The sequence below is a fragment of the Klebsiella sp. 1SOBk5mer genome, assembly GCF_046603115.1.
Classification (GTDB): domain Bacteria; phylum Pseudomonadota; class Gammaproteobacteria; order Enterobacterales; family Enterobacteriaceae; genus Klebsiella; species Klebsiella quasipneumoniae.
The window spans coordinates 770,905-791,813 of record NZ_JBKIUU010000001.1 but is presented as its reverse complement, the minus strand read 5'-3'; the positions used below and the strand labels follow the sequence as shown (position 1 = coordinate 791,813).

The following is a 20,909-nucleotide window of genomic DNA, read 5'->3' as shown; positions in this document are numbered from 1 at the left end:
TTACCCCTGGGCAACCATAACCAGCGCTGCAATGATAAAAATCAGCGCAATGATACGCTTACTGTCAATTTTCCGGCGCGACGTACCGAGCAGGCCGAAGTGATCAATCATCAGGCTCTTGAACACCTGGCCTGCCAGAATGCCGATCATCGTCATGGCGATGCCGATTGCCGGCGTTACCACGGTGAGGATGATGACGTAGATCGGCCCAAGCACGCCGCCAAGCAGCTGCCACGCTGGTTGCGCAAAGAATGACGGGCTGTTGCGCGGGCTGAAAAAAAGCATCAGCAGAAAGGTCAGCGCCGCGCCCACGCCAAATATGCTGAAGGTAGCCCTGAGGTCACCGACCTCCCCACCCAGTGGCCCGAGCAATCCTGCCTCTATGGACAGTCCCATGCCTCCGGCAATGACGATAAAAATCAATATGAGTTGCATAGCAATCAGTCTCCCAAAGTCCAGGCGGAGAAGATTACGACTTAACATGGATGAGAAAAATGCCATAATGAGATAAACACCTGTGCAGGATATGCATTAATGAATGAGCTTGGGAACATCAGTATTCGCGCCCTGCTGATTTTTATTGACGTTTATGAGACGCAGAATTTCTCTGTGGTAGCTCGGCGGGAAGGGATATCTGCCTCTCAGGTTTCGCGCATCATCCATCAGATGGAGGATGTGCTCGGGCAGCAGCTTTTTTACCGCAATACCCGGGCGATAATTCCGACGGAAAGCGGCCATCTTTTTATCCGCTATGCGCGAGCCATGACTGGCAGCATGGAGGAGGCGCGGCGGGAACTCAACGAGAGAACCCTTGAGCCTTCCGGAATGGTGCGCATAAACGCACCGGTGTTCTTTGGACAGCGCCATGTCGCCCCCGCGTTACCCGGCCTGACGGCGCGATATCCGAAGCTCAGCATTGAGCTTACCCTGACTGATGATTACATCGATCCGCACCGCGAGCCGGCTGACGTAATTTTCCGCATTGGCGTGCTGACGGATTCCGCCTTTCATGCGCGCGTGTTTGGCCAGCAGTTCTATCATCTTGCCGCGTCACCGGATTACATCCGCCGGCACGGCATGTTGGGATCACCCGAAGAGCTGGCGCGGCATAAATGCCTGGTCTATCGCGGTTCGTCAGGACCAAACCAATGGCTGCTGCGCAGGCACGGAGAAGAATGGGTGCACTACCCCGTCTCGCCCCTGATGTCATCGAATAATGCTGAAACTCTGCTGATTGCCGCGCTCGGGGGAATGGGGATTGTGCTGTTTCCTGACTGGCTGATTGGAGACCGGCTGAAGCGCGGCGAGCTTGTCGAACTTCTGCCGGAGCTGGATACGTCCATAAAAACGGAGCCACAGCATATCGCGGCAATCTATCCGAATGCCCGCCACCCTCCTCTGAACGTTCGGGCGATTATCGATTACTACCTGGACGCGTTCGGTTCACCGCTTTACTGGCAGTCTGAATAAGACAGGCGATGTTATTGCTCGTCCTGAAGTTAATTTCCGTTTCTGGCACAGAGCCAACGAGTTAAATGCCCTTGGGGTCCGTTTTGAGCGAAGAACGGACCACACTATCTAAAGAAAGATATCGCTGATAATGTTGGGACCGCTCAGGTTAAAAAAGGTATAACTTTCTTTTCATTGACGATAACGAAGGAATTTTCATGGTTGAAGTTGAGGAAATAAAAAGGAAATATCCAGGCGCAGGGGCCTGGCAAATGGGTGACGGTCCGGAACTGGCAAGCGAGCTTGCGGAGCTGATTAAAAAAGGGATCAAAACGGCTTCTTGCGGATCTTTTGCCTCTTATCAGCAGGAAGCGTCTGCCCCGAGGATTGGGGATTATAACATTATTCTTGATGGCCAGAATGTTCCAGTTTGCGTGATCAGACTGGTTTCGATGCAGCTGGTGCGTTTTTGTGATGTGACTGAAGCGTTCGCCCGCAAAGAAGGTGAAGGCGATTTAAGCCTTGAATACTGGCAGCAAGAGCATCAGCGTTTTTTTATTCGTGAAGGTCATTTTTCTGAGGATATGGAGTTGATCGCAGAAGAGTTTGAAGTGGTTGAGGTGCTGTGAGACAAGGTTAACGGGCTGACGTTTTATCAAGCGCCTTTGATAACAATATTCGATGCTGGCGCGGAGCGGACAAGCTATCGAGCAAAAGGTGTGCAGTGCGCGAGGGACAAACGGTCAAAAGGAGTTAGAAAAAGCCCCCTTTCATAAACAGAGGGCCACTTGGTTCGCTTATTTCACGGTTTCAATTTTCGGCGGCTGCCAGGTCCCGTCCAAAATCGACTGCTCACCCCAATAAGCGCGAATATACAGTGATAACTTACCGTCCGGTGCCGGCAGCCAGTTATTCACCTTATCTTCTGCTGGGCGCTTTTTGCTCACCACCGCGCTGGCAGGCGCAGGCCAGGCCGCCCGTGTACAGGATTACTGGGGTAAATATCATTCTCTTCCCCAGGGATTTTACGGTGATTCTGTTCCTCGCAGATGGCTCCCCTGCCATCCCCTCTTTGTCGTGCAAAATATCCGAACGGCTGCGATGAGCAAAAAGCGGTTATGGTTTCCCGGTTTAAGGCACAAAATCGCGCGGCGTTGAATCAAGAATGGAACGAAAAGCAGCGGTAAATGCCGCCGGGCATGAGAAACCAAGCTGGTAAGCGACCTGTTTGATTGGAACGCCGTTCGCGAGAAGATCCAACGAAGCATAAATTCTGGCTCTCTGCTTCCATGTTCGAAAACTAAAGCCTGTATCCTTCATAAACAATCGGGAAAAGGTCCGTTCCGACATGGCCGACATAAAAGCCAGCTCGCTCAGCGATGCTTCCCAGCGCTGATTGACCAGTAACGATCTGGCCGCGCTAAATAATCGCTCATCATTCGGCATGGGTAGCGCCATCGTTAAAGGTGGCGCCTCGCTGAGAATTTCCAGAAGCAACAACGCTATCTTCCGTTGAATCGGTGTGGCGTAGTCCTCACTGAACAGGCCTGCGATAAGTTCTTTGACTAACGACGTAGCCGTGATCACATGCACCTGATGACTCTTCGTAAAGCTCATACATTCTGCGATAAGGCTACTGCTGAAATAGATCGCCCTGAGATCGGTTTGTGAAAGCAGATGGTAACTATGGATATGCAGAGGCGGTAGCCATAATGCCCGCTGAGGAGGGATCACCCAACGGTCACTCTCTGTTTGCACCAGCATCACCCCTCTGGTGGCGAAGAGTAGCTGCCCCTCAACATGATGATGGGGAGGATCGACCTCACCGCGTTGATAGCTTATCGCAGTACTGGACCAGCCTGTGGCTTCATCATGTCTTGGCGCTTTATCTATACTACCTGGCATTTCAGATTTAGCCCCTGCATTTATCATATCGAAACTGGAACCACCCGGAGTAGAGCCTTAGGCAATGGGTGCGTGACTTATCATTCTGATCGTCAAAGATATTACAGGAGCTTAACCTCATGCGTGTACACTTTATCGTACATGAAAGTTTTGAAGCCCCGGGCGCATATGAAACCTGGGCAATAAACCAAGGTCATGATGTAACTTACTCACGCGTCTATGCAGGCGATCGGCTACCTGCTGACGCCGAAGGCATCGATTTTCTTATCGTGATGGGCGGTCCGCAAGATCCGGACACAACGCTTGAAGCGTGCCCGCACTTTAATGCTAAAGCGGAACAGGCGCTGATTGCTTCCGCGGTTAAAACCGGTAAGGCGGTGATCGGTATCTGCCTGGGTTCACAGCTCATTGGTGAAGCGCTGGGCGCGCCGTTCTCTCATAGCCCGGAAAAAGAGATTGGTAAATTCCCGATCACATTGACCGAAGACGGCAGAAAGGATGAAATGTTCTCTCACTTTGGGAAAACACTGGAAGTGGGTCACTGGCATAACGATATGCCAGGCTTGACGCCGGAGGCTAAGATTATCGCTTACAGCGAAGGCTGTCCCCGGCAGATCGTTGCCTATTCAGACCGCGTCTTTGGTTTCCAGTGCCATATGGAGCTCACATTGGACGTTGTAGAACGGCTGATCGCCCATTCTGAGCAAGACCTGAGCCGTGCAGCAGACTACCGTTTCGTTGACACGCCTGAAGTGCTCCGGGCCCAGGATTACAGTGAAATGAATCAAGTGCTTTTTGGCTTTCTGGATAAGCTGGAAGCACGTTACAACGCCGCTCAAGCATAATGTCATGCCCGGTGAGCTTGCCATCGGGTTGAGATTGTCATGTCCGCTCCTGGCACAGAGCGGACGAACTAACTGATTTGAAGGTCCGCTATGAGCGAGGAGCGGACCTTCAATCTCCCGACACTTCGGCTAAATAGCTTTCTTCCCCGAAGCAGACTGAATATATGCTTGTCATCGCTGTGCGCTGGGCTGGAACTCTTCAAAATCGTCACTGATTTCAGTGCAAAAATTCAAAAAGGCCTCGACAGCCGCTGGTGCCAGACGACGCGATGGGCGGGCAACGTACAGTGGATAGGTTTCATCCGGCCATTCCGGAAACAGTTCTGTGAGCTTCCCGTCTGCTATCAGGTGCGCGACACTCAGTGATAACACCTGCGCAATACCGGTGCCGCTCACGCAGGCCTGCACCATAAGATCGACATCAGTAGTGATCAGATGCCCCTGTGTCTCTACAGACAGCCATTCCCGACCGCGCCGAAATTCCCAACTGAACGGTTTACCGCTGCGCGGATCAATATATTGAATGCATTCATGCCTGGTAAGATCCTGGGGATTCTGTGGTCTTCCGTGCTGTGCCAGATAAGCCGGCGCGGCTACCGTCAGCACGCGCGTATTCAGCAGCAGCTTTGATGTGATGGTAGAGGGAGGTTGAGGCCCAAAGCGCACTGCGACATCGATCCCCTCCGTCACCAGATCGCCGACATCGGGTTGCTGCACCACCGTCAGTTTCAGATCCGGATGACGCTGGCGTAACAGCGGCAATTTGGGTGCCAGAATGTAACGAGCAAAGATGGGATTCACGCTAACGCGCAATGCACCACGCACCGCCACGGCAGCACCAGAAACATAGCTTGCCGCTACTTCAATACCTTCCAGATGCGGCGCAGCGCGCTCATATAAAGCCCTGCCTTCGCTGGTGAGGTTCAGGGTGCGCGTGGTGCGGTTCAGCAGACGTACACCGAGACGTGCTTCAAGCCGATCAATAGATCGGCTTACGCCGGAAGCTGAAAGTCCCAGTATCTCGCCAGCGCGGCTGAAACTACCAGCCTCGACGACAGCTGCCAACACACTTAGCCCCGAGAGAAGTCGTCCGTCAAAACTCATAAGCACCCATCTTTGATTTTTAGCAAAAATAATTTGAATAAAACTACCTTTATCAAAGATGGTGCGCAACCTATTGTGTCGTCCACATCGTTGCGACTCGCAGTTTACCTGGTTCAGGCCGGGTAATTCCGCAACGAACGGCCCCCCTTAATTCTGAGGAATACGACATGACAACAAAGCGCACTCTTTTCAAAGGCGGCATTATCCTTACGCTGGATGCCAATGTTCCTAATCTTGACGTCGGCGATGTCCTTGTCGAGGACGATCGGATCGCGGCTGTTGGTCCGGCTCTGCAGGCGGATGACGCTGAGGTGATTGATGCCACTCATCATATTGTTATGCCAGGACTGATTGATGCTCATCATCACATGTGGCTGGGTGTCATGCGTCGCATGATGCCAGATGTGGACGATCTGTTTGCTTACATTGATGTTGTCGCTGAAAAACTGGGTGCCCACTATCGGCCGCTGGACATGTTTCTGAGTACCAGACTGACCGCGGCCGCCTGTCTGGACGCCGGTATCACTACCGTTATTGATGCCTGCCACAACGCGCGCAGCCCGGCCCACACTGATGCCGCGCTGGATGCCCTGCAGGAGAGCGGTATTCGCGCATTACACATGGTGGGTGCGGCGATGGACAAGCAAGCCTCAGCCGCGCATCTGCCGGGCGATCTGCCGCGGCTGGCGCAGCGCTGGAATACCCCGGAAAGCCGGGTACGCGTGGGCCTGTTCGGGCAACTTAATCTGGACTGGTGGCAGGTCGCGCGTGATCTCGACATGCGGATTCTAACGGAATTCATCGGCGATCTGGCGAAGCTCGGCCCGGAATTTGCCAAACCGGGTGTGCTGGGTACGCACAATATATTTAACCACTGTTCTCGGGTTCCGCATGAGACATGGCAGCTACTGGCCGAAGCAGGTGTTAACGTCACCGTTAATCCGCGTTCAGATGCGCTGTTTGGCTTCGACGATGAGAGCTTCGCCTATCAGAAGGCCGTTAATTATGGTCTGACGCCAGCGCTGGGCATTGATCTGGATACCGCGTTTGGCAGCGATATGTTCGGAGAAATGCATGCGCTGTTTGGACAACAACGCTCAGCGATGCGCTACCGGCGCTTCCGTGGTGAAGAGAGTGTACCGGCACCTATTACGGTCGCAGCGGTACTGAAGGCGGCAACCGTCAATGGCGCACGCGCGGCCGGACTGGAGGATCAGATTGGCACCCTTACGCCAGGTAAGCAGGCTGACATCATCATGGTACGCACCAGCGGCGTCGCCGTCTTCCCGGTCACGAATGTAACCGGAACGGTGGTGCAGGCGATTGAACGCGCGGATGTGGACACGGTAATGGTGGCGGGACAGTTACGTAAGCGCGCGGGCCAACTGATTGACGTGGATCTGGCCGCACTGGAGGCGGATACCACAGCGTCCCGTGATTACCTGCTCAAAGCCAGCGGCTGGCATGTCGATCGCTTCACGGCAGCCTGATGACAGAGCGGCCCGTCGCAGCGGGCCGTATCACACTTATACGCCTTTCTCGCACAGGAGATTTACATGCCAGATCTCGCTATAAAGCGAAGCATGCAGGAAAACAACCCGCCCGCGCTGCTTCCCCGCCCGGCTTCGGGCGTTATCGCCGCACTGTTCTTTGGCTATCTGGCGGTTGGCCTGCCATTGCCGGTGATTCCGTTATTCATACATGGTCACCTCGGTTTCAGTAACCTCGTCGTGGGACTGGTGATCGGCATTCAGTTTCTGGCCACCGTGCTCACACGTGGCTATGCCGGACGGGTAACCGACCAGCTGGGCGGCAAGCGTTCTGCACTGCAGGGGGCACTGCTTTCGGCGCTGGCGGGTGGGTTGTATCTGACCGCTTCCGCGTCAGATCTATCGCCCACCGCCAGCCTCGGCATCGTCATTGCCGGTCGTCTGATGGCTGGCTTTGGCGAAAGCCAGTTCGTCACGGGGTGTGTCTCCTGGTCGATTGCTTCGGTTGGCCCACAGCGGGCCGGAATGTCGATGTCATGGACCGGCATTGCCATGTTCGCAGCCCTGTCAATTGGCGCGCCGGTTGGCATGGCGCTGTATCAGCATTACAGCCTCGCGGTAGCCATGATGGCCTGCATTGCTGCACCGGTCCTGGCTGCGCTGATCGCGCTGGGCTCTTCTGCTTATTTGTCGCCGGGAGGCACGCGATTGCCATTTTATCAGGTGATCGGACGCATCTGGCGCGAAGGGCTGGGGCTGATGCTGCAGGGAGTCGGCTTATCCGGACTCACCGCTTTTGCCTCGCTGTACTTTGCGGCACACCACTGGCAGAACGCCGGTCTGGTCATGACAGCCTTTGGACTCGGGTTTATTTTCGTTCGCCTTGTCTTCGGCCATCTGCCCGATCGGATGGGAGGCTATCGCGTGGCAATCTGGTCGCTGACGGTTGAAGCCATCGGCCAGGCCATGTTGTGGCTGGGCACAAATGAATGGACGGCGCTTGCCGGTGCGCTGGTGACCGGACTGGGCTGTGCGCTGGTTTTCCCGGCGCTGGGTGTCGAAGCACTCCGGCGGGTGCCACCGGCCAATCGTGGTAGTGCAATGGGCGCCTTCGTCGCTTTTCTTGATATCGCCTATGGCCTCTCTGGCCCGGCTGCGGGGTTTATCGCCGGTCATTACAGTTATGCCGCCGTTTATCTCTCTGGCGCGCTGTGTGCACTGCTGGGTGCGCTGCTCGCGAGTGTCTCCCGCCGCGCCCAATTCTGAATATCACGCAGTGCCGTCAGTCGTGTCTGGCGGCGCACTACTCTGGAGAAGTTCTATGTCTCGTATTTTTATTTCCGGCTCGTCCACCGGCCTGGGCCTGATGACGGCTGAACTGCTGGTTCAGCAGGGGCATGACGTTGTGCTGCACGCGCGTAATAGCAGCCGTGCAGAAGATGCCCGGCGCGCTTTACCGCAGGCCGAAGCGGTCGTCGTCGGCGACCTCGAAACGATTGCGGGGGCGAAGGAAACCGCATCACGCGTTAACGATCTCGGGCATTTCGATGCTGTGATCCATAACGCCGCAGTGGGCTATCGTGAAGCCAGCCGTGTCACCCGGGACGGGCTGCCGCATGTGTTCGCAATTAATACGCTTTCCGCTTACATACTAACCGCATTGATCGCGCGTCCGCAGCACCTCGTCTATCTGAGTTCTGGTATGCATCATCATGTCGGAGCCTGTCTGGACGATATTCTCTGGCGCAAGCGGCCCTGGAATGGCGCCGACGCCTACGCTGAGAGTAAATTGCATGACGCGATGCTGGCGTTTGCCGTGGCGCGTCGCTGGCGGGACGTGCACGTCAACGCTCTGGAGCCCGGCTGGGTGCCCACCAGAATGGGCGGCCCGGGTGCGCCCGATGATATGGACCAGGCGCATCTGACTCAGGCCTGGCTTGTCGCCAGTGATGATCCGCAGGCAAAGGTAACAGGTAAATATTTCTACCACCTCAAGCGCATGACCGCGAATCCACAGGCCAATGATGTTGCACTGCAGGATCGGCTGCTTCATATCTGTGCTGAGCTTTCAGGTGTTATGTTGCCGGAGTAAGAAGGAAAATTTAACCACCGTTAGTAGAGGACTTATCATTGGCTGTCTGATTCCCGACGGTTCTTTGGCCGGCTGTAATTAATCGTACAGCCGGTTAATAAAGCACTTCATCCTTCAATTATCTACTTTGAGCGATTGGTACTTAACCGAATTGTGAACCCTTGATGTTCACTCTGCGCAAACAACTGGTTCTAAGTGGGATTAAAACAGCAACCTGCTGTTCGAAAACTTCTTTTCAGCGTGAATATGAACGAGGCGAAGCTCCCTGCGCTGGAAGTGACAATATCATTCTCGACGGAACAGGACAGCCAATGTGCGTGATTCAGACTGTCAGGTTGCAGGTCATTCGCTTTTGTGAAATGACAAGCGAACTCGCCAGCAAAGAAGGTGAAGGTGATTTAAGTCTGGAGTACTGGAAGGAAGGACACAAACGCTATTTTGAGCGTGAAGGCACTTATTCTGAGGAAATGGAACTTGTCTTTGAGGAGTTTGAGCTTAGCGAGATTTTGTAAAAGTCCGACCCTGGCACAAAGCAGACGCCCATTCTCACGCGAATGCTTTGCCCTTTACTTGCCAACAACCGAATCGCTTGCTCCGCAACTATGGTTTTTTATTAGAATCTTCGCCACCAAATAAATTATAATAAATTGATTTTATTAGACATCTGTCAGAATCTATATGGTCAGCACGTGTTGCATGCTCTAATGTTTCAAATGCTAAATTATGCGCGGCCTCAGAAAATATTCCAGGCCAACCCTTACTCAGCATAGACAGTCCTTTAAGGACTCTTATCTGAATCTCCCTCATACTGGCACCATCGCGCGCGACAGGTGAGAAAAAGTCTTCCAGTAGATCGTTATTCTGAAGTGGTGCAACATGAACTGAAGGATATTTCACTTCTATTTCATCAGATTTATTCTGCGCGTAAGTGGAAAGTATACGAACACCTCTGCCAATGACATCAATGGCGGTTCCAGGATCGTTCACTGCGGGGGAAAGGGCCCGGCAGGCTATTTCGGCCATGACGCTAAGACAAAATCGCGGATCCTGAGCAAATGAACGTACATCCGAGACAATAATCGTCTCAAGTAAATCGGCGCTGATTGATGACTCCTGGCCTTGACTCAGGTACAAAACTGGCATGGATGGATGTATGAAACTGCCTGGCTGCGCCACGAGGTATACATGACGGGGATCATTGGTCAGCAGTTTGCTAAGTTTCACCATATCAATATATTCAACATAGCCAATCTTCTTCGGATAAACGGCAACCGTTCCTTTCGGCTGTTCATTGTTCTCAAGCCATGGATATCCGCCGAGAAAGGGATTTCTTGCTCTCGCAATAAATGATTCGATGGCCGCCTGTTCTACTTTTGCCGTTGTCTCACCTACCCTCCCCAGCGAGGTCAAATGCTGTATCCAGCGAAGCAATGTGATGAGGATTAAGGCAATGACAACCAGTGTGACAATGAATAAAATGACTCTCCCCCTTTCTCCATAAGCTCCCATATTGAGGGCAATAATCCCTACCAGACTGAAGAGAAAAGAACCGATGAAGGTGGCCAGTACATTTTGTGTGGTTACGTCTTCAACAACTAAACGCGTAGCTCTGGGAGTCACATTAGTAGTGGCTGAACCGTAGGCTGTGACCATGATACTCAACGAAAAAGTGGTCACTGCCAGCATACTCGATGCCAGTATGTTCAGAATGTTATCGACTGCTTCCGCACCAACTTTCACGGAAACCGACTCAGGTATCATTGATTTAAAAAGAATTGATAAAAGGGCCGTTATTATCGCGACAATGGCGAATAACGTTGCCCTGAACCATAGCTTTTTAAATGTCTGCTTCAGAATCCATTTCCAGCGTGAAATCATTCTGCATTCCTCATATTGCGGCCGGGATAAATAATTGCCGCCCCCAGGACGGCATGTTGCTATTAACGAACCAGGTGCAGGAAGTGCAGATGTTTTTCGTACTGGTCCAGTATGTCATTAATCAGCTGTTCCTGGTTCCAGCCCATCACATCATAATTTTGACCGCCTTCTTTGAGATAAACCTCAGCGCGATAATATCTATGTTGTTCAGTCTGCTGCTCATTATTATCCATCGCGGCGAGCGCGAAGGTCGGTGAGCTATACCCGCGAAGCCTCACTTCATATATAAAATTCAGCTCGTTACCCAAATCGACTTCAAGACGAATACGATCCTCGACTGTGTCACTGATGTGGCTTATCGTCCCCTGCTTGTTCAGCTCTTCCTGAACCAGCGTCATGGCGGGCTGGATGACGTCGTCCATAAAACGTTTCACAAGAGATCGCTTCGGCAGATACGCGATATTGCGCAACCTTCTCTGCCAGGGAATTGGGTTACGTGCAGCCGTAGGAGCAATTGTCGCCATGCTCAGGCTTTCACGCTTGGTCAAATCCCGGCGCAAAGCTTTTAAAAGTCCGTATATGGATATCAGTAAGATCACTGAGAAAGGCAATGCACTCGCTATTGTCACTGTTTGCAGCGCACTTAGCCCTCCGGCAAGGAGAAGCGCAATTGCGACAATGCCCATGAGCGAGGCCCAAAATATTCGCTGCCAGACGGGTGTGTTTGCCACTCCACCTGATGCCAGAGAATCAACTACCATTGCCCCCGAATCAGCAGACGTGACAAAGAAGACGATGACCATCGCCATTGCGATGAATGACAGCACGGAAGAGAACGGGAAATGCTCCAGGAAATTAAACAGGGCCAGCGCCACATCCTGCTGAACAGTATTGGCGAGGTCTGTGGCCCCCTGGTTCATAATGAGATAGATCGCGCTGTTACCAAACACCGTCATCCACATTAGCGTAAAACCCGCGGGAACAAACAGCACGCCGGTGACAAACTCGCGAATGGTTCGCCCGCGGGAGACCCGGGCGATGAACATCCCCACAAACGGCGACCATGAAAGCCACCATCCCCAGTACAGTAATGTCCAGCCCCCCAGCCAGTTGCTCGACTTAGGCTCATACGCGTAAAGGTTGAACGTTTTACTCACCAGTTCCGAAAGATAACCGCCCGTATTTTCCACAAATGACTTCAGCAGAAGCACGGTTGGTCCCAGACACAGAACCAGCGCCAGGAGCAACAACGCCAGACCCAGATTGAGCTCAGACAGGATACGTATTCCCTTATCCAGGCCGGACACCACTGAAATCGTCGCTAACCCCGTGATGACCACGATCAGAATGACCTGCACCGTTTCATTGATGGGCACCCCGAAAAGATGGTTCAAACCGGCATTCACCTGCAAAACACCGTAACCCAGCGATGTCGCGACGCCAAAGACCGTGCCTATAACAGCGAAAATATCAACCGCATGGCCTACAGGCCCGTATATGCGATCGCCAATAATGGGATAGAGTGCGGAGCGCAGAGTTAAAGGCAGACCGTGACGGTAACTGAAGAACGCCAGAATCAGCGCCACAATGGCATAAATTGCCCATGCGTGCAGTCCCCAGTGGAAGAAGGTCAGACGCATTGCTTCCTTGGCTGCCGCAACGGTTTCTGGCGTGCCAACGGGAGGCGAAAGATAATGCATTACAGGTTCGGCAACGCCAAAGAACATCAGGCCGATCCCCATCCCTGCCGAAAAAAGCATCGCAAACCAGGAGTGGTAGCTGAAATCAGGCTGCGCATGGTCCGGGCCCAGCTTGATATCACCGTAGCGTGAGAGTCCAAGGAAGGTGACACTTAGTAAAATCAGGGCCACAGCAAGGATGTAGAACCAGCTGGCATTCGTGAAGATTTGTTGCTGTAGTAGTTTAAAATTTTTGTCGGCGACATCCGGGAATACGGCGGCAAAGGCGACAAGAAGGAAAATTAGCAAAGCAGATGTAAAGAATACCGCTTTGTTAATCTGGCTTGTAGACTTCTTCGGGGTTGTATCATTATCACTCATAATCATTTATTCCATTAATTAAATCCGCACTGGATAGACAGCACTACCTTTCACAGAGTAGCAAAGTTCAACTGGCTATGCGGCGTTAATCGGAACGCATGGTGTAATAAGTGCCGATACAAATCATCCTGTATTCTAAGGGGTTCCTGGTTACTCAGCCTGCCGCTTCCTGGGGCATTTATCTGTATCAAAGCTGGGATATACGTGAAGTGAAGTATATTAATTTGGGGTAAGTCAGACTGTTCAATCCAGGTGACGTAAATGTGTCGCGATCCCCCATCTAAGGGCGGTACACCTTCCATTAACCAACTCGAAAACGGAGTAACTCGCGTTGGGTTGCGCATACCTGTGAAAATCATCCACAGCTCCGCTTGTTAGCATCGCAAGCACGCCCTGAATGACCTGCCCGTGAGAGACAAGACATATTGTTCGATGATGATGTTTTTTTTCCAGATTGGATAAAAAATGCATAATTCGCTGCGAAGCATGTGAGAGAGACTCCCCCCCTGGCGGACAATACTCTGCATCAAGGTTGAATAACGCTTCTGCGGCGTCTGGATTATTCTGCAGGAGCTCTACGCTTGTCATGCCCTCAAACTGACCAAAAGCCTGTTCTTTCAGAGCTGGTTCAGCTATCAGTGAACAATAAAAACTCTCCGCCAGGCGCTGTCCCATTTGCCAGGCCCGGCCAAGCGGAGAAGCGTAAACACATTCTACCCGGTAATTACTCGCTGCAAACGCCGCCAGTAAGGCTGATGTTTGACGCTCCCCCCGAAGCGTCAATGCGCTATCATTGTGTCCCTGAATACTACCTTTTACATTCCATTCTGTTTCTGCGTGTCGAACCAGTATCACTTGCATCATTGAAAGGTCACGTATGCTGTTGTTGGAAATGTTACAAACTAAAAACACCCCGTTTATATGCAGGCAAGTTCTCAGCTCTCGATGAAAAACAGGAACACGTGTCGCTGACAAGGGTTATGTTCAGTCGCCCCTGCCGGCGGCCGCTATCTCAGTAATACGCGAATTAACTGCACGACGATATACACTCCCGCTACCGCCTGTATGATCCGAAACCCCCATCTCAGATAGCGCCATTGATGGCGTTCGCTGGCATCAGCGGCTTCAATCGCGGGATCATAACGTTTTCTTTTCCTGGTTCTGAATGTATCGAATCCCCACAGGATGAGAAGAAAGATGATGATGACTTTTTCAACGATAAGATGGTTCACAAAGAGAGACTCCGGTCTTCTCACGGTTACAGGCAGAATAGAGAAACCGCCTGGAGGCAGCCACCACTAAATGTAGGGGTACCTGAAGACGCAAGCCAGGCATTCCAGGATTGTCTGTCTTATGACTATGTTAACGCACAGCAACGCCATAAAAATGACATTCATTTCCGACCTATGCTGCCGGAGTCCCCTTCCCCGACGCATCAGGCTGGGTGATAAAACGATGGCGGCTGCCCGGTCACGCGGCGGAACATAGTGGCGAAAGAGGACGCAGATTCATCACGGCGTCTTTCAGGTTTTATCGGTGCGAGAGACGCGACCGGGCGATGCCCTCTCCCCGGGGAGAGGGCCTGATGAGTGGCAGCAAGCTACCCGCGATACGGATGGACCTCGCGCCAGTGGTCGGCGATCTGCTGCCGGGTGCAGACCCATACCTTGTCGTGCTGCTGGATATAGTCAAGGAAACGCTGCAGCGCGCGGAAACGGCCCGGACGCCCCAGCAGCCGGCAATGCATCCCCACGGACATCATCTTCGGCGCGGTTTCCCCCTCGGCGTACAGCACGTCAAAGCTGTCTTTCAGGTAGGTATAAAACTGCTCCGCGGTGTTGAACCCCTGGGCGGTGGCAAAGCGCATGTCGTTGGCGTCGAGGGTGTAAGGCACGATCAGGTGCGGTCGACGGCTGCCGTCGCTGCAGGCCACTTCGCTCCAGAAAGGTAAATCATCGCCATAATAATCACTGTCGTAGTTAAAGCCGCCGTGCTCCACCACCAGCTGGCGGGTGTTGGGGCTATCGCGGCCGGTATACCAGCCGGTGGGCGGCTTGCCGAACAGATCGGTCAGCACCTGCACCGCTTTGTGCAGATGCTCGCGCTCCTCGGCGATATCCATGTGCTGATAGTGGATCCAGCGCCAGCCGTGGCTGACCACATCGTAATCCGCGGCCTTGATTGCCGCCACAATCTCCGGATGCCGCGCCAGCGCCATCGCCACGCCGAAGACCGTCAGCGGCAGCCCGCGCTGGCTAAACTCGCGATGGATGCGCCAGAACCCGGCCCGACTGCCGTATTCATAGAGCGAGTCCATCGACATATGGCGCGCCGGGTAGCTGGCGGCGCCGATAATATCGGACAGGAACTGTTCCGAACCCGCATCGCCATGCAGGACGTGGTTCTCAGCGCCTTCCTCATAGTTAAGGACGAACTGCACCGCGATCCGCGCCCCGCCCGGCCAGCGCGCGTGCGGCGGCTGCCCTGCATAACCTCGCAGATCGCGAGGATAGTGTTCCTGGTTCTCAACCATCACCTGCCCCTTTTAAAATGGATTTAACGACTGAAACTGTCCGCTTAACGCTTTTTTCTCCGGGAACGCTAAGTCCCCGTGCTTGCTGGTCGCCAGGCCCAGCGCGACCAGCGACTCGACCATCTTCACCGCCGCGCTGACGCCGTCGATCACCGGCACCCGCAGCTCGCGGGTCAGCTCCTGCGCCAGCGTCGCCATCCCGCCGCAGCCAAGGACAATCGCCCCGCTGCCATCCTCTTTCAGCGCGCGGATGCAGCGCTCACGCACTTTCTCCTGCGCCAGGCCGCTGCCGTCTTCCAGCGCCAGCACCGGTAAATCAATGGCGTGCAGCGCCGCGCAGTGTTGATGAAAGCCGTACTGGTGCAGCAAATGGCGGGCGATGATCAGCGTGCGCGGCAGCGTGGTCACAATGGAGAACCGGGTGGCGACCATCGTCGCCATGTGCATCGCCGCTTCCGCAATGCCGATCACCGGCCCCTGAGCCAGCTCGCGCGCCGCCAGCAGCCCCGGGTCGCCGAAGCAGGCGATCACATGCCCATCCACTCCCTGCTCGCGTCCGGCCCTGATCTGCTCCAGCACGCCGACCGCCGCGATGGCTTCGTCAAAGTGGCCCTCTATTGACGGCACGCCGGCGCGGGGACAGACCGCAAGGATCTCGGTGCCCGGCGCGGCGACCGCACGCGCGGCGGCGCCTATCGTTTCGGTCATCGCCAGGCTGGTGTTGGGGTTGATCACTTGTATACAAACGGAAGACATCACGACTCCTTGTGGCCGGCGAACAGCCGGGAAAAATCGGGCAGACTGACGCCATCGCGCTCGAAGCACAGGCTGGCGACAATATGATCAAAATGGTGCATCAGCGCCTCGCTAAGCGGCTGCAGGGCTTTATCCCGCAGCAAACCGACCAGCTGCTGGTGATCGTCGCAGCGGCAGCCCTGGCGCCAGGGTGCGCCCCACGCGGCAATCACTAACGAGGAGCGCTGGCTGAGGCGGGTCACCATCTCGGTGAGTACCGGGTTGCCGGAGATAGCCTGCAGCTGAATATGAAAGTCAGCGGAGTGGCGGATCGCCGCCGGGCCGTCGTGCGCCTCATGGGCCTGCTGTTCACGCTGGATAATGTTCTCCAGCGCCGCCAGATGCGGCGGCTGACAGCGCGCGATCACATCGGGCAGATTAGCGACCTCAAGCAGCGCCCGGGTACGAAAGATCGCCTGGGACTCTTCCACGCTCGGGCTGGTGACGTGTGCACCACGTTTGGGCGTTAACGTGACCAGTTGCACAGCGGCGAGTCGTTGCAGCACCTTTCTGATGCCGGTGCGGCTCACGGCGAATACTTCCGCCAGCGCCTCTTCCGGCAGTTTGCTGCCCGGCGGCAGCTGATGTTCGACGATAGCCGTCATCAGCGCCTGGTAAATGCTTTCGTCCTTATCCTGCAGCGCTGGCGCGGCCTGGAGACGATGTTCATTATTCATTAACCCACTCCGGTTTCACTTATCGATAGCAGATCGTATACATAAAATTTATTTTTTGTATACAAGATTCATCATTCTGGCCTGGATCCTGCAATAGCCTCAGCAATCCATATCAAAAGGGTTTTCATTCAGAGGAGCAGGTTTCATGCCACATTCATCCCACACGCAGCAGACTAAGACTCACGAGGCGGCCGCCGGCTACAGTCCGCGGCTATGTAATGACGATCTGGCGCCCACCCGCGACCAGAACTGGAGCTGGTACAATATCTTTTCATTCTGGATGTCGGACGTGCACAGCATGGGCGGCTACGTGGTGGCGGCAAGCTTCTTTACGCTTGGGCTGGCCAGCTGGCAGGTTCTGCTCTGCCTGCTGGTGGGCATCTGTATTGTGCAGCTGTGCGCTAACTTGGTGGCGAAGCCCAGCCAGATGGCCGGGGTGCCTTACGCGGTGATCTGTCGCCAGGCGTTCGGTGTCTTCGGCGCCAATATCCCGGCGGTGATCCGCGGGCTGATCGCCTTCGCCTGGTACGGTATTCAGACCTATCTGGCGGCAAACGCCCTGATGCTAGTCCTGCTCAAGTTCTGGCCCTCCCTTGCCTCGCTGACCGGCAGCAGTTTCCTCGGGCTGTCAACGCTCGGCTGGCTGTGCTTCGCCACCATGTGGCTGCTGCAGGCGATGGTTTTCTGGCACGGCATGAACGCCATCAAGCGTTTTATCGACATCGCCGGTCCGGCGGTTTATGTGGTGATGCTGGCCCTGGCGGGCTGGATTGTATACAAGACCGGTCTCGACGGGATCTCCTTTACCCTCGCCAGTAAATCCCTGAGCGCCGGAGAGCAGACCTGGCAGATGATCACCGCCACGGCCCTGGTCGTCTCCTACTTCTCCGGGCCGCTGCTTAACTTCGGCGACTTTTCCCGCTACGGCAAAAGCATGGGCGAGATCCGCCGCGGCAACCGCTGGGGTCTGCCGTTTAACTTCCTGCTGTTCTCGGTGGTCACCGTGGTGATTGTCTCCGGCACCCAGTCGCTGTTCGGCAAAATGATCACCGACCCGATTGAAACCGTCAGCCGCGTGGGCAACGATCTGGCGGTGGCCATCGGCCTGCTGACCATGATCACCGCCACCATCGGCATCAATATCGTGGCTAACTTTGTCTCGCCGGCCTTCGATTTTTCCAACTGCGCGCCGCAGAAAATCAGCTTCCGCGCCGGCGGGATGATCGCCGCGGTGGGGTCGATACTTCTGACGCCGTGGAACCTGTTTAACTCACCGGAACTGATCCACTATACCCTCGACGTGCTGGGCGCCTTTATTGGCCCGCTGTTTGGCATCCTGATCGCCGACTTCTATTTGATCAAACGCGGCCGGGTGTCGGTGGACGACCTGTTTGACGATACGCCGAAGGGTAAATACTGGTACCGCAACGGCTTTAACCCGAAAGCCATTGCCGCCCTGCTGCCGTCGGTGGGCCTGGGGCTGATTATCAGCTTTATTCCGGCCCTGCACGAAGTGGCGAACTTCAGCTGGTTTATCGGCGTCTTCCTCGGCGCGACCACCTACCGCTGGCTGGCTCGCGACGAGCGTGAAGTGGAGGCGAAAGCCGCCTTCCGCTCCGGCGCGGTGGCGCAAAAAGAGTAACCTTCCCCTTCTGCCGCGGCGACTGGCCGCGGCAGGCTGCAAACTGGCACCAATCTTGCTGTTTATCACTATTCCCTGAGCGTTAAGAGAAGGCAGGTTCGATGATGGATTACCAGACCGCGGTGCGCGGTGCATTTTTTGATATCGCCGGCGTGGCGGAGACGCCGGATGAGGTGGCCGCCCAGGCCCGCTATCTCAATGATGGCCTGTTGTTCTTGCAGGACGGGAAAATTGTTACGCTGCTGCCATGGCAGGAGGGTGAAGCCTTTCTGCATCCGCTGAAGGGCTATGTTGACCTGCGGGGTAAGCTGCTGTTGCCGGGGTTCGTCGATGCCCATGTCCACTATCCGCAGACTGAGATGATCGGCGCCTTTGGCGAACAGCTGCTGGAGTGGCTTACCACTTACACCTTCCCGGTGGAGAGCCAGTTTGCCGATGCGGAGTATGCCCAGGAGATAGCGCAGTTTTTTGTCAATCAGCTGATTAGCCATGGCACCACCACCGCGCTGGTGTTTTGTACCCTGCATCCGGCCTCGGTGGAGGCGTTGTTCAGCGAAGCGCTGCGCCTTAATATGCGCCTGATCGCCGGAAAGGTGATGATGGATCGCCATGTGCCCGACTATCTGTGCGAAACCGCCGGGGAAAGCTACGAGCAGACCCGGGCGCTGATCCGCCGCTGGCATCAGCGCGGCAGGCTGGGGTATGCCATCACCCCGCGCTTTGCCCCCACCTCGACGCCGGCGTTGCTGGAGGCGGTGCAGCGTCTGCGGGCCGAGTTTCCCGATACCTGGCTGCAGACGCATCTCAGTGAAAACCGGGAGGAGATCGCCTGGGTTAAACAGCTTTGGCCGGAGCATGCACGCTATCTGGATGTCTATCATCATTACCAGCTCACCGGCGAACGCAGCGTATTTGCTCACGGGATCCATCTTGATGATGCCGAGTGGCAGTGCCTGCATGACACCGGGTCCGCCGTTGCCTTCTGTCCGACCTCGAATCTGTTCCTCGGCAGCGGGCTGTTCCGCCTGCCCGCCTGCTGGCAGCACCGGGTGCGGATGGGCATCGGCAGCGACGTCGGGGCCGGGACCACCTTCAGCATGCTGCGAACGCTGGGTGAGGCCTACAAGGTAGGACAACTACAGAGCTATCGCCTGCGCGCCAGCGAGGCCTTCTATCACGCCACTCTCGGCGGGGCGCGCGCCCTGCGGCTGGAAGAGAAGATTGGCAATTTTCAGCCGGGCAAAGAGTCCGACTTTGTGGTCATTGACCCGGCGGTCACTCCGCTGCAGCGTCTGCGGATGGGCCGCTGCCATGATATTTATGAGCAGCTGTTCGTACTGATGACCCTGGGCGATGAGCGCAATATCAGCGAGACGTGGGTGAACGGCGAGCGGGTGTGGTGTCAGGATTGATCCTCGCCCTGGCCCTCTTCAAAAGGGAGAAGGCGCTGGCTGGGTTAGTGGCATTCAAAAACTCATCGCCAGGCCGAGGCCATAGCCCGTGGTGTTATTGCCGAACATATAGCGCGCCACCAGCCGGGTGCGGGTGATAAAGACCGGGTATTTACTGCTGTCCAGTTCGAGACCAACCCCCAGGGAGGTCAAACCGGTAAAACCCAGCGCCCCTCGCTGGTCGCCGATAAATTCAGTATGCGCGCCCTCCAGCACGTAGCGCAGCGGGTTGCCCAGCAGCGTCCAGTCAGCGATCGGTGCGCGGCGGCGCAGATACAGACCGAGATTCTCCGCGCTGGCTTCACCCTGCACCACCTCGGCGCTGCTGCCGAAACTTTGCAGATGCATATAGGAGTAACGCAGTTCGGCATCAATATCCTGGGTGGCGGAGAAGCGTTCATAATCCAGCATCAGCGCCCCGCCCAGCCCCCAGGCGTTGAAGCGTCCGCCGTCAAGAAACTGCAGATCGGCGTTGGTTTTTCGCTCTATGACCCAGCGGCCAAGGCGTACATCGCTGGCCAGGGTGCCGAGCATCACATTGACGATCGGCCGCAGCACCAGGTTGCCTCCGAGGCTGTCCCGGTGCAGCGAAAAATCCCAACCGACGCCGCCGGTGGTGGTCAGACTGTTCCATTTGGTCGGCACATTCCGCGTCTGTTGGCCATTGCTGACGACGAATCGCGGGTCGTAACGGCTGTAGCCCATTGTGCCTTCGAGGTAAAGAGGAAACGACTCGCTCAGGGTCGCTCCGCCGCCAAACTGGGTGATGGTCAGGTTGTGTTTATCGTTGCTCCCGGAACCGATGTTGAGATCGCTGGCGGTCACGTCGGGAACCACGGTATAGCTCATCAAGGTCAATACCGCATCGGCACGTTGTTTAATCGCGTGCCCGTCCGCCGCCAGCGTCGTCGGCGCAGAAAGAGAGACTACCGACAGCAGAACGAGAAGACGCACCATACGTTGTTTGCCACCTCAAACACAGGCTAAT

19 protein-coding genes and 2 pseudogenes are annotated in these 20,909 nt (G+C 55.2%); 9 read left to right on the top strand and 12 right to left on the bottom strand.

The annotated features are described in order from the left end of the window. Window positions 1–435, bottom strand: coding sequence for a DMT family transporter (locus ACLH1U_RS03900; RefSeq protein WP_102002529.1), 435 nt, complete (start codon window positions 433–435; stop codon window positions 1–3). 99 nt (window positions 436–534) lie between these two features. Between ACLH1U_RS03900 and ACLH1U_RS03895 the strand changes: the two genes are divergently transcribed. Then, a complete protein-coding gene (locus ACLH1U_RS03895; protein WP_102003961.1) occupies window positions 535–1,470 on the top strand; it encodes a LysR family transcriptional regulator in 936 nt (311 codons plus the stop codon). A 251-nt stretch (window positions 1,471–1,721) separates the two neighbouring features. After that, window positions 1,722–2,078 carry an ASCH domain-containing protein gene (locus ACLH1U_RS03890; RefSeq protein WP_180812812.1) on the top strand — a complete coding sequence of 119 codons (357 nt, stop codon included), beginning with the start codon at window positions 1,722–1,724 and terminating at the stop codon, window positions 2,076–2,078. A gap of 502 nt (window positions 2,079–2,580) precedes the next feature. Here the strand turns inward: ACLH1U_RS03890 and ACLH1U_RS03885 are convergent. Continuing rightward, window positions 2,581–3,381, bottom strand: a complete 801-nt coding sequence (locus ACLH1U_RS03885; protein WP_411299075.1) for an AraC family transcriptional regulator — start codon at window positions 3,379–3,381, stop codon at window positions 2,581–2,583. Window positions 3,382–3,473: 92 nt separating this feature from the next. Here ACLH1U_RS03885 and ACLH1U_RS03880 point away from each other — a divergent pair, with 92 nt between their 5' ends. After that, the gene (locus tag ACLH1U_RS03880; protein ID WP_102002346.1) at window positions 3,474–4,199 is read left to right on the top strand and encodes a type 1 glutamine amidotransferase; all 726 of its coding nucleotides are present in this window, start codon (window positions 3,474–3,476) and stop codon (window positions 4,197–4,199) included. Between the two features lie 171 nt (window positions 4,200–4,370). Here the strand turns inward: ACLH1U_RS03880 and ACLH1U_RS03875 are convergent, their stop codons facing one another. Further along, window positions 4,371–5,372: a LysR family transcriptional regulator gene (locus tag ACLH1U_RS03875; protein WP_197971423.1), complete on the bottom strand. Its 1,002-nt coding sequence runs from the start codon at window positions 5,370–5,372 to the stop codon at window positions 4,371–4,373. 98 nt (window positions 5,373–5,470) lie between these two features. Between ACLH1U_RS03875 and ACLH1U_RS03870 the strand changes: the two genes are divergently transcribed. From ACLH1U_RS03870 to ACLH1U_RS03855, 4 genes are all read left to right on the top strand, one after another. After that, entirely contained in the window at window positions 5,471–6,793 is a 1,323-nt protein-coding gene (locus tag ACLH1U_RS03870; RefSeq protein ID WP_101861620.1) for an amidohydrolase family protein, read from the top strand. Between the two features lie 66 nt (window positions 6,794–6,859). Continuing rightward, window positions 6,860–8,059: an arabinose transporter gene (locus ACLH1U_RS03865; RefSeq protein ID WP_077253910.1), complete on the top strand. Its 1,200-nt coding sequence runs from the start codon at window positions 6,860–6,862 to the stop codon at window positions 8,057–8,059. A 55-nt stretch (window positions 8,060–8,114) separates the two neighbouring features. Next, entirely contained in the window at window positions 8,115–8,885 is a 771-nt protein-coding gene (locus tag ACLH1U_RS03860; protein ID WP_032452933.1) for an SDR family NAD(P)-dependent oxidoreductase, read from the top strand. 164 nt (window positions 8,886–9,049) lie between these two features. Further along, entirely contained in the window at window positions 9,050–9,397 is a 348-nt protein-coding gene (locus ACLH1U_RS03855) for an ASCH domain-containing protein (protein ID WP_032452934.1), read from the top strand. 88 nt (window positions 9,398–9,485) lie between these two features. Here ACLH1U_RS03855 and ACLH1U_RS03850 read toward each other — a convergent pair whose 3' ends face one another. The 8 genes and pseudogenes from ACLH1U_RS03850 to ACLH1U_RS03815 all read right to left on the bottom strand — a co-directional run bounded on the left by ACLH1U_RS03850 (window position 9,486) and on the right by ACLH1U_RS03815 (window position 16,828). Continuing rightward, entirely contained in the window at window positions 9,486–10,763 is a 1,278-nt protein-coding gene (locus tag ACLH1U_RS03850; protein WP_101861623.1) for a DUF2254 domain-containing protein, read from the bottom strand. Window positions 10,764–10,825: 62 nt separating this feature from the next. Then, entirely contained in the window at window positions 10,826–12,823 is a 1,998-nt protein-coding gene (locus tag ACLH1U_RS03845) for a BCCT family transporter (RefSeq protein ID WP_237902670.1), read from the bottom strand. 243 nt (window positions 12,824–13,066) lie between these two features. After that, window positions 13,067–13,687 carry a histidine phosphatase family protein gene (locus ACLH1U_RS03840; RefSeq protein ID WP_085551109.1) on the bottom strand — a complete coding sequence of 207 codons (621 nt, stop codon included), beginning with the start codon at window positions 13,685–13,687 and terminating at the stop codon, window positions 13,067–13,069. A 143-nt stretch (window positions 13,688–13,830) separates the two neighbouring features. Beyond that, window positions 13,831–14,055 carry a hypothetical protein gene (locus ACLH1U_RS03835; RefSeq protein ID WP_048297556.1) on the bottom strand — a complete coding sequence of 75 codons (225 nt, stop codon included), beginning with the start codon at window positions 14,053–14,055 and terminating at the stop codon, window positions 13,831–13,833. 203 nt (window positions 14,056–14,258) lie between these two features. Then, a pseudogene (locus ACLH1U_RS03830) lies at window positions 14,259–14,333 on the bottom strand (hypothetical protein); the annotation flags it as partial. 90 nt (window positions 14,334–14,423) lie between these two features. Beyond that, on the bottom strand, window positions 14,424–15,323 hold the full coding sequence (puuE, locus tag ACLH1U_RS03825) for an allantoinase PuuE (protein WP_223825671.1): 900 nt from the start codon (window positions 15,321–15,323) through the stop codon (window positions 14,424–14,426). Then, window positions 15,247–16,112 (bottom strand): annotated as a pseudogene (gene hpxA / locus ACLH1U_RS03820) (allantoin racemase). The gene puuE and the pseudogene hpxA overlap by 77 nt, the downstream one beginning before the upstream one ends. Beyond that, complete coding sequence (locus ACLH1U_RS03815) at window positions 16,112–16,828, bottom strand: GntR family transcriptional regulator (protein ID WP_002905523.1); 717 nt, start codon at window positions 16,826–16,828, stop codon at window positions 16,112–16,114. The pseudogene hpxA and the gene ACLH1U_RS03815 overlap by 1 nt, the downstream one beginning before the upstream one ends. A gap of 145 nt (window positions 16,829–16,973) precedes the next feature. Between ACLH1U_RS03815 and ACLH1U_RS03810 the strand changes: the two genes are divergently transcribed. Beyond that, complete coding sequence (locus ACLH1U_RS03810) at window positions 16,974–18,470, top strand: NCS1 family nucleobase:cation symporter-1 (RefSeq protein ID WP_050534083.1); 1,497 nt, start codon at window positions 16,974–16,976, stop codon at window positions 18,468–18,470. Window positions 18,471–18,571: 101 nt separating this feature from the next. Then, window positions 18,572–19,882 carry a guanine deaminase gene (gene guaD, locus ACLH1U_RS03805; protein ID WP_102002142.1) on the top strand — a complete coding sequence of 437 codons (1,311 nt, stop codon included), beginning with the start codon at window positions 18,572–18,574 and terminating at the stop codon, window positions 19,880–19,882. A 54-nt stretch (window positions 19,883–19,936) separates the two neighbouring features. Here the strand turns inward: guaD and ACLH1U_RS03800 are convergent, their stop codons facing one another. Beyond that, a complete protein-coding gene (locus ACLH1U_RS03800) occupies window positions 19,937–20,878 on the bottom strand; it encodes a hypothetical protein (protein ID WP_072420135.1) in 942 nt (313 codons plus the stop codon). Window positions 20,879–20,909 lie beyond the last annotated feature (31 nt).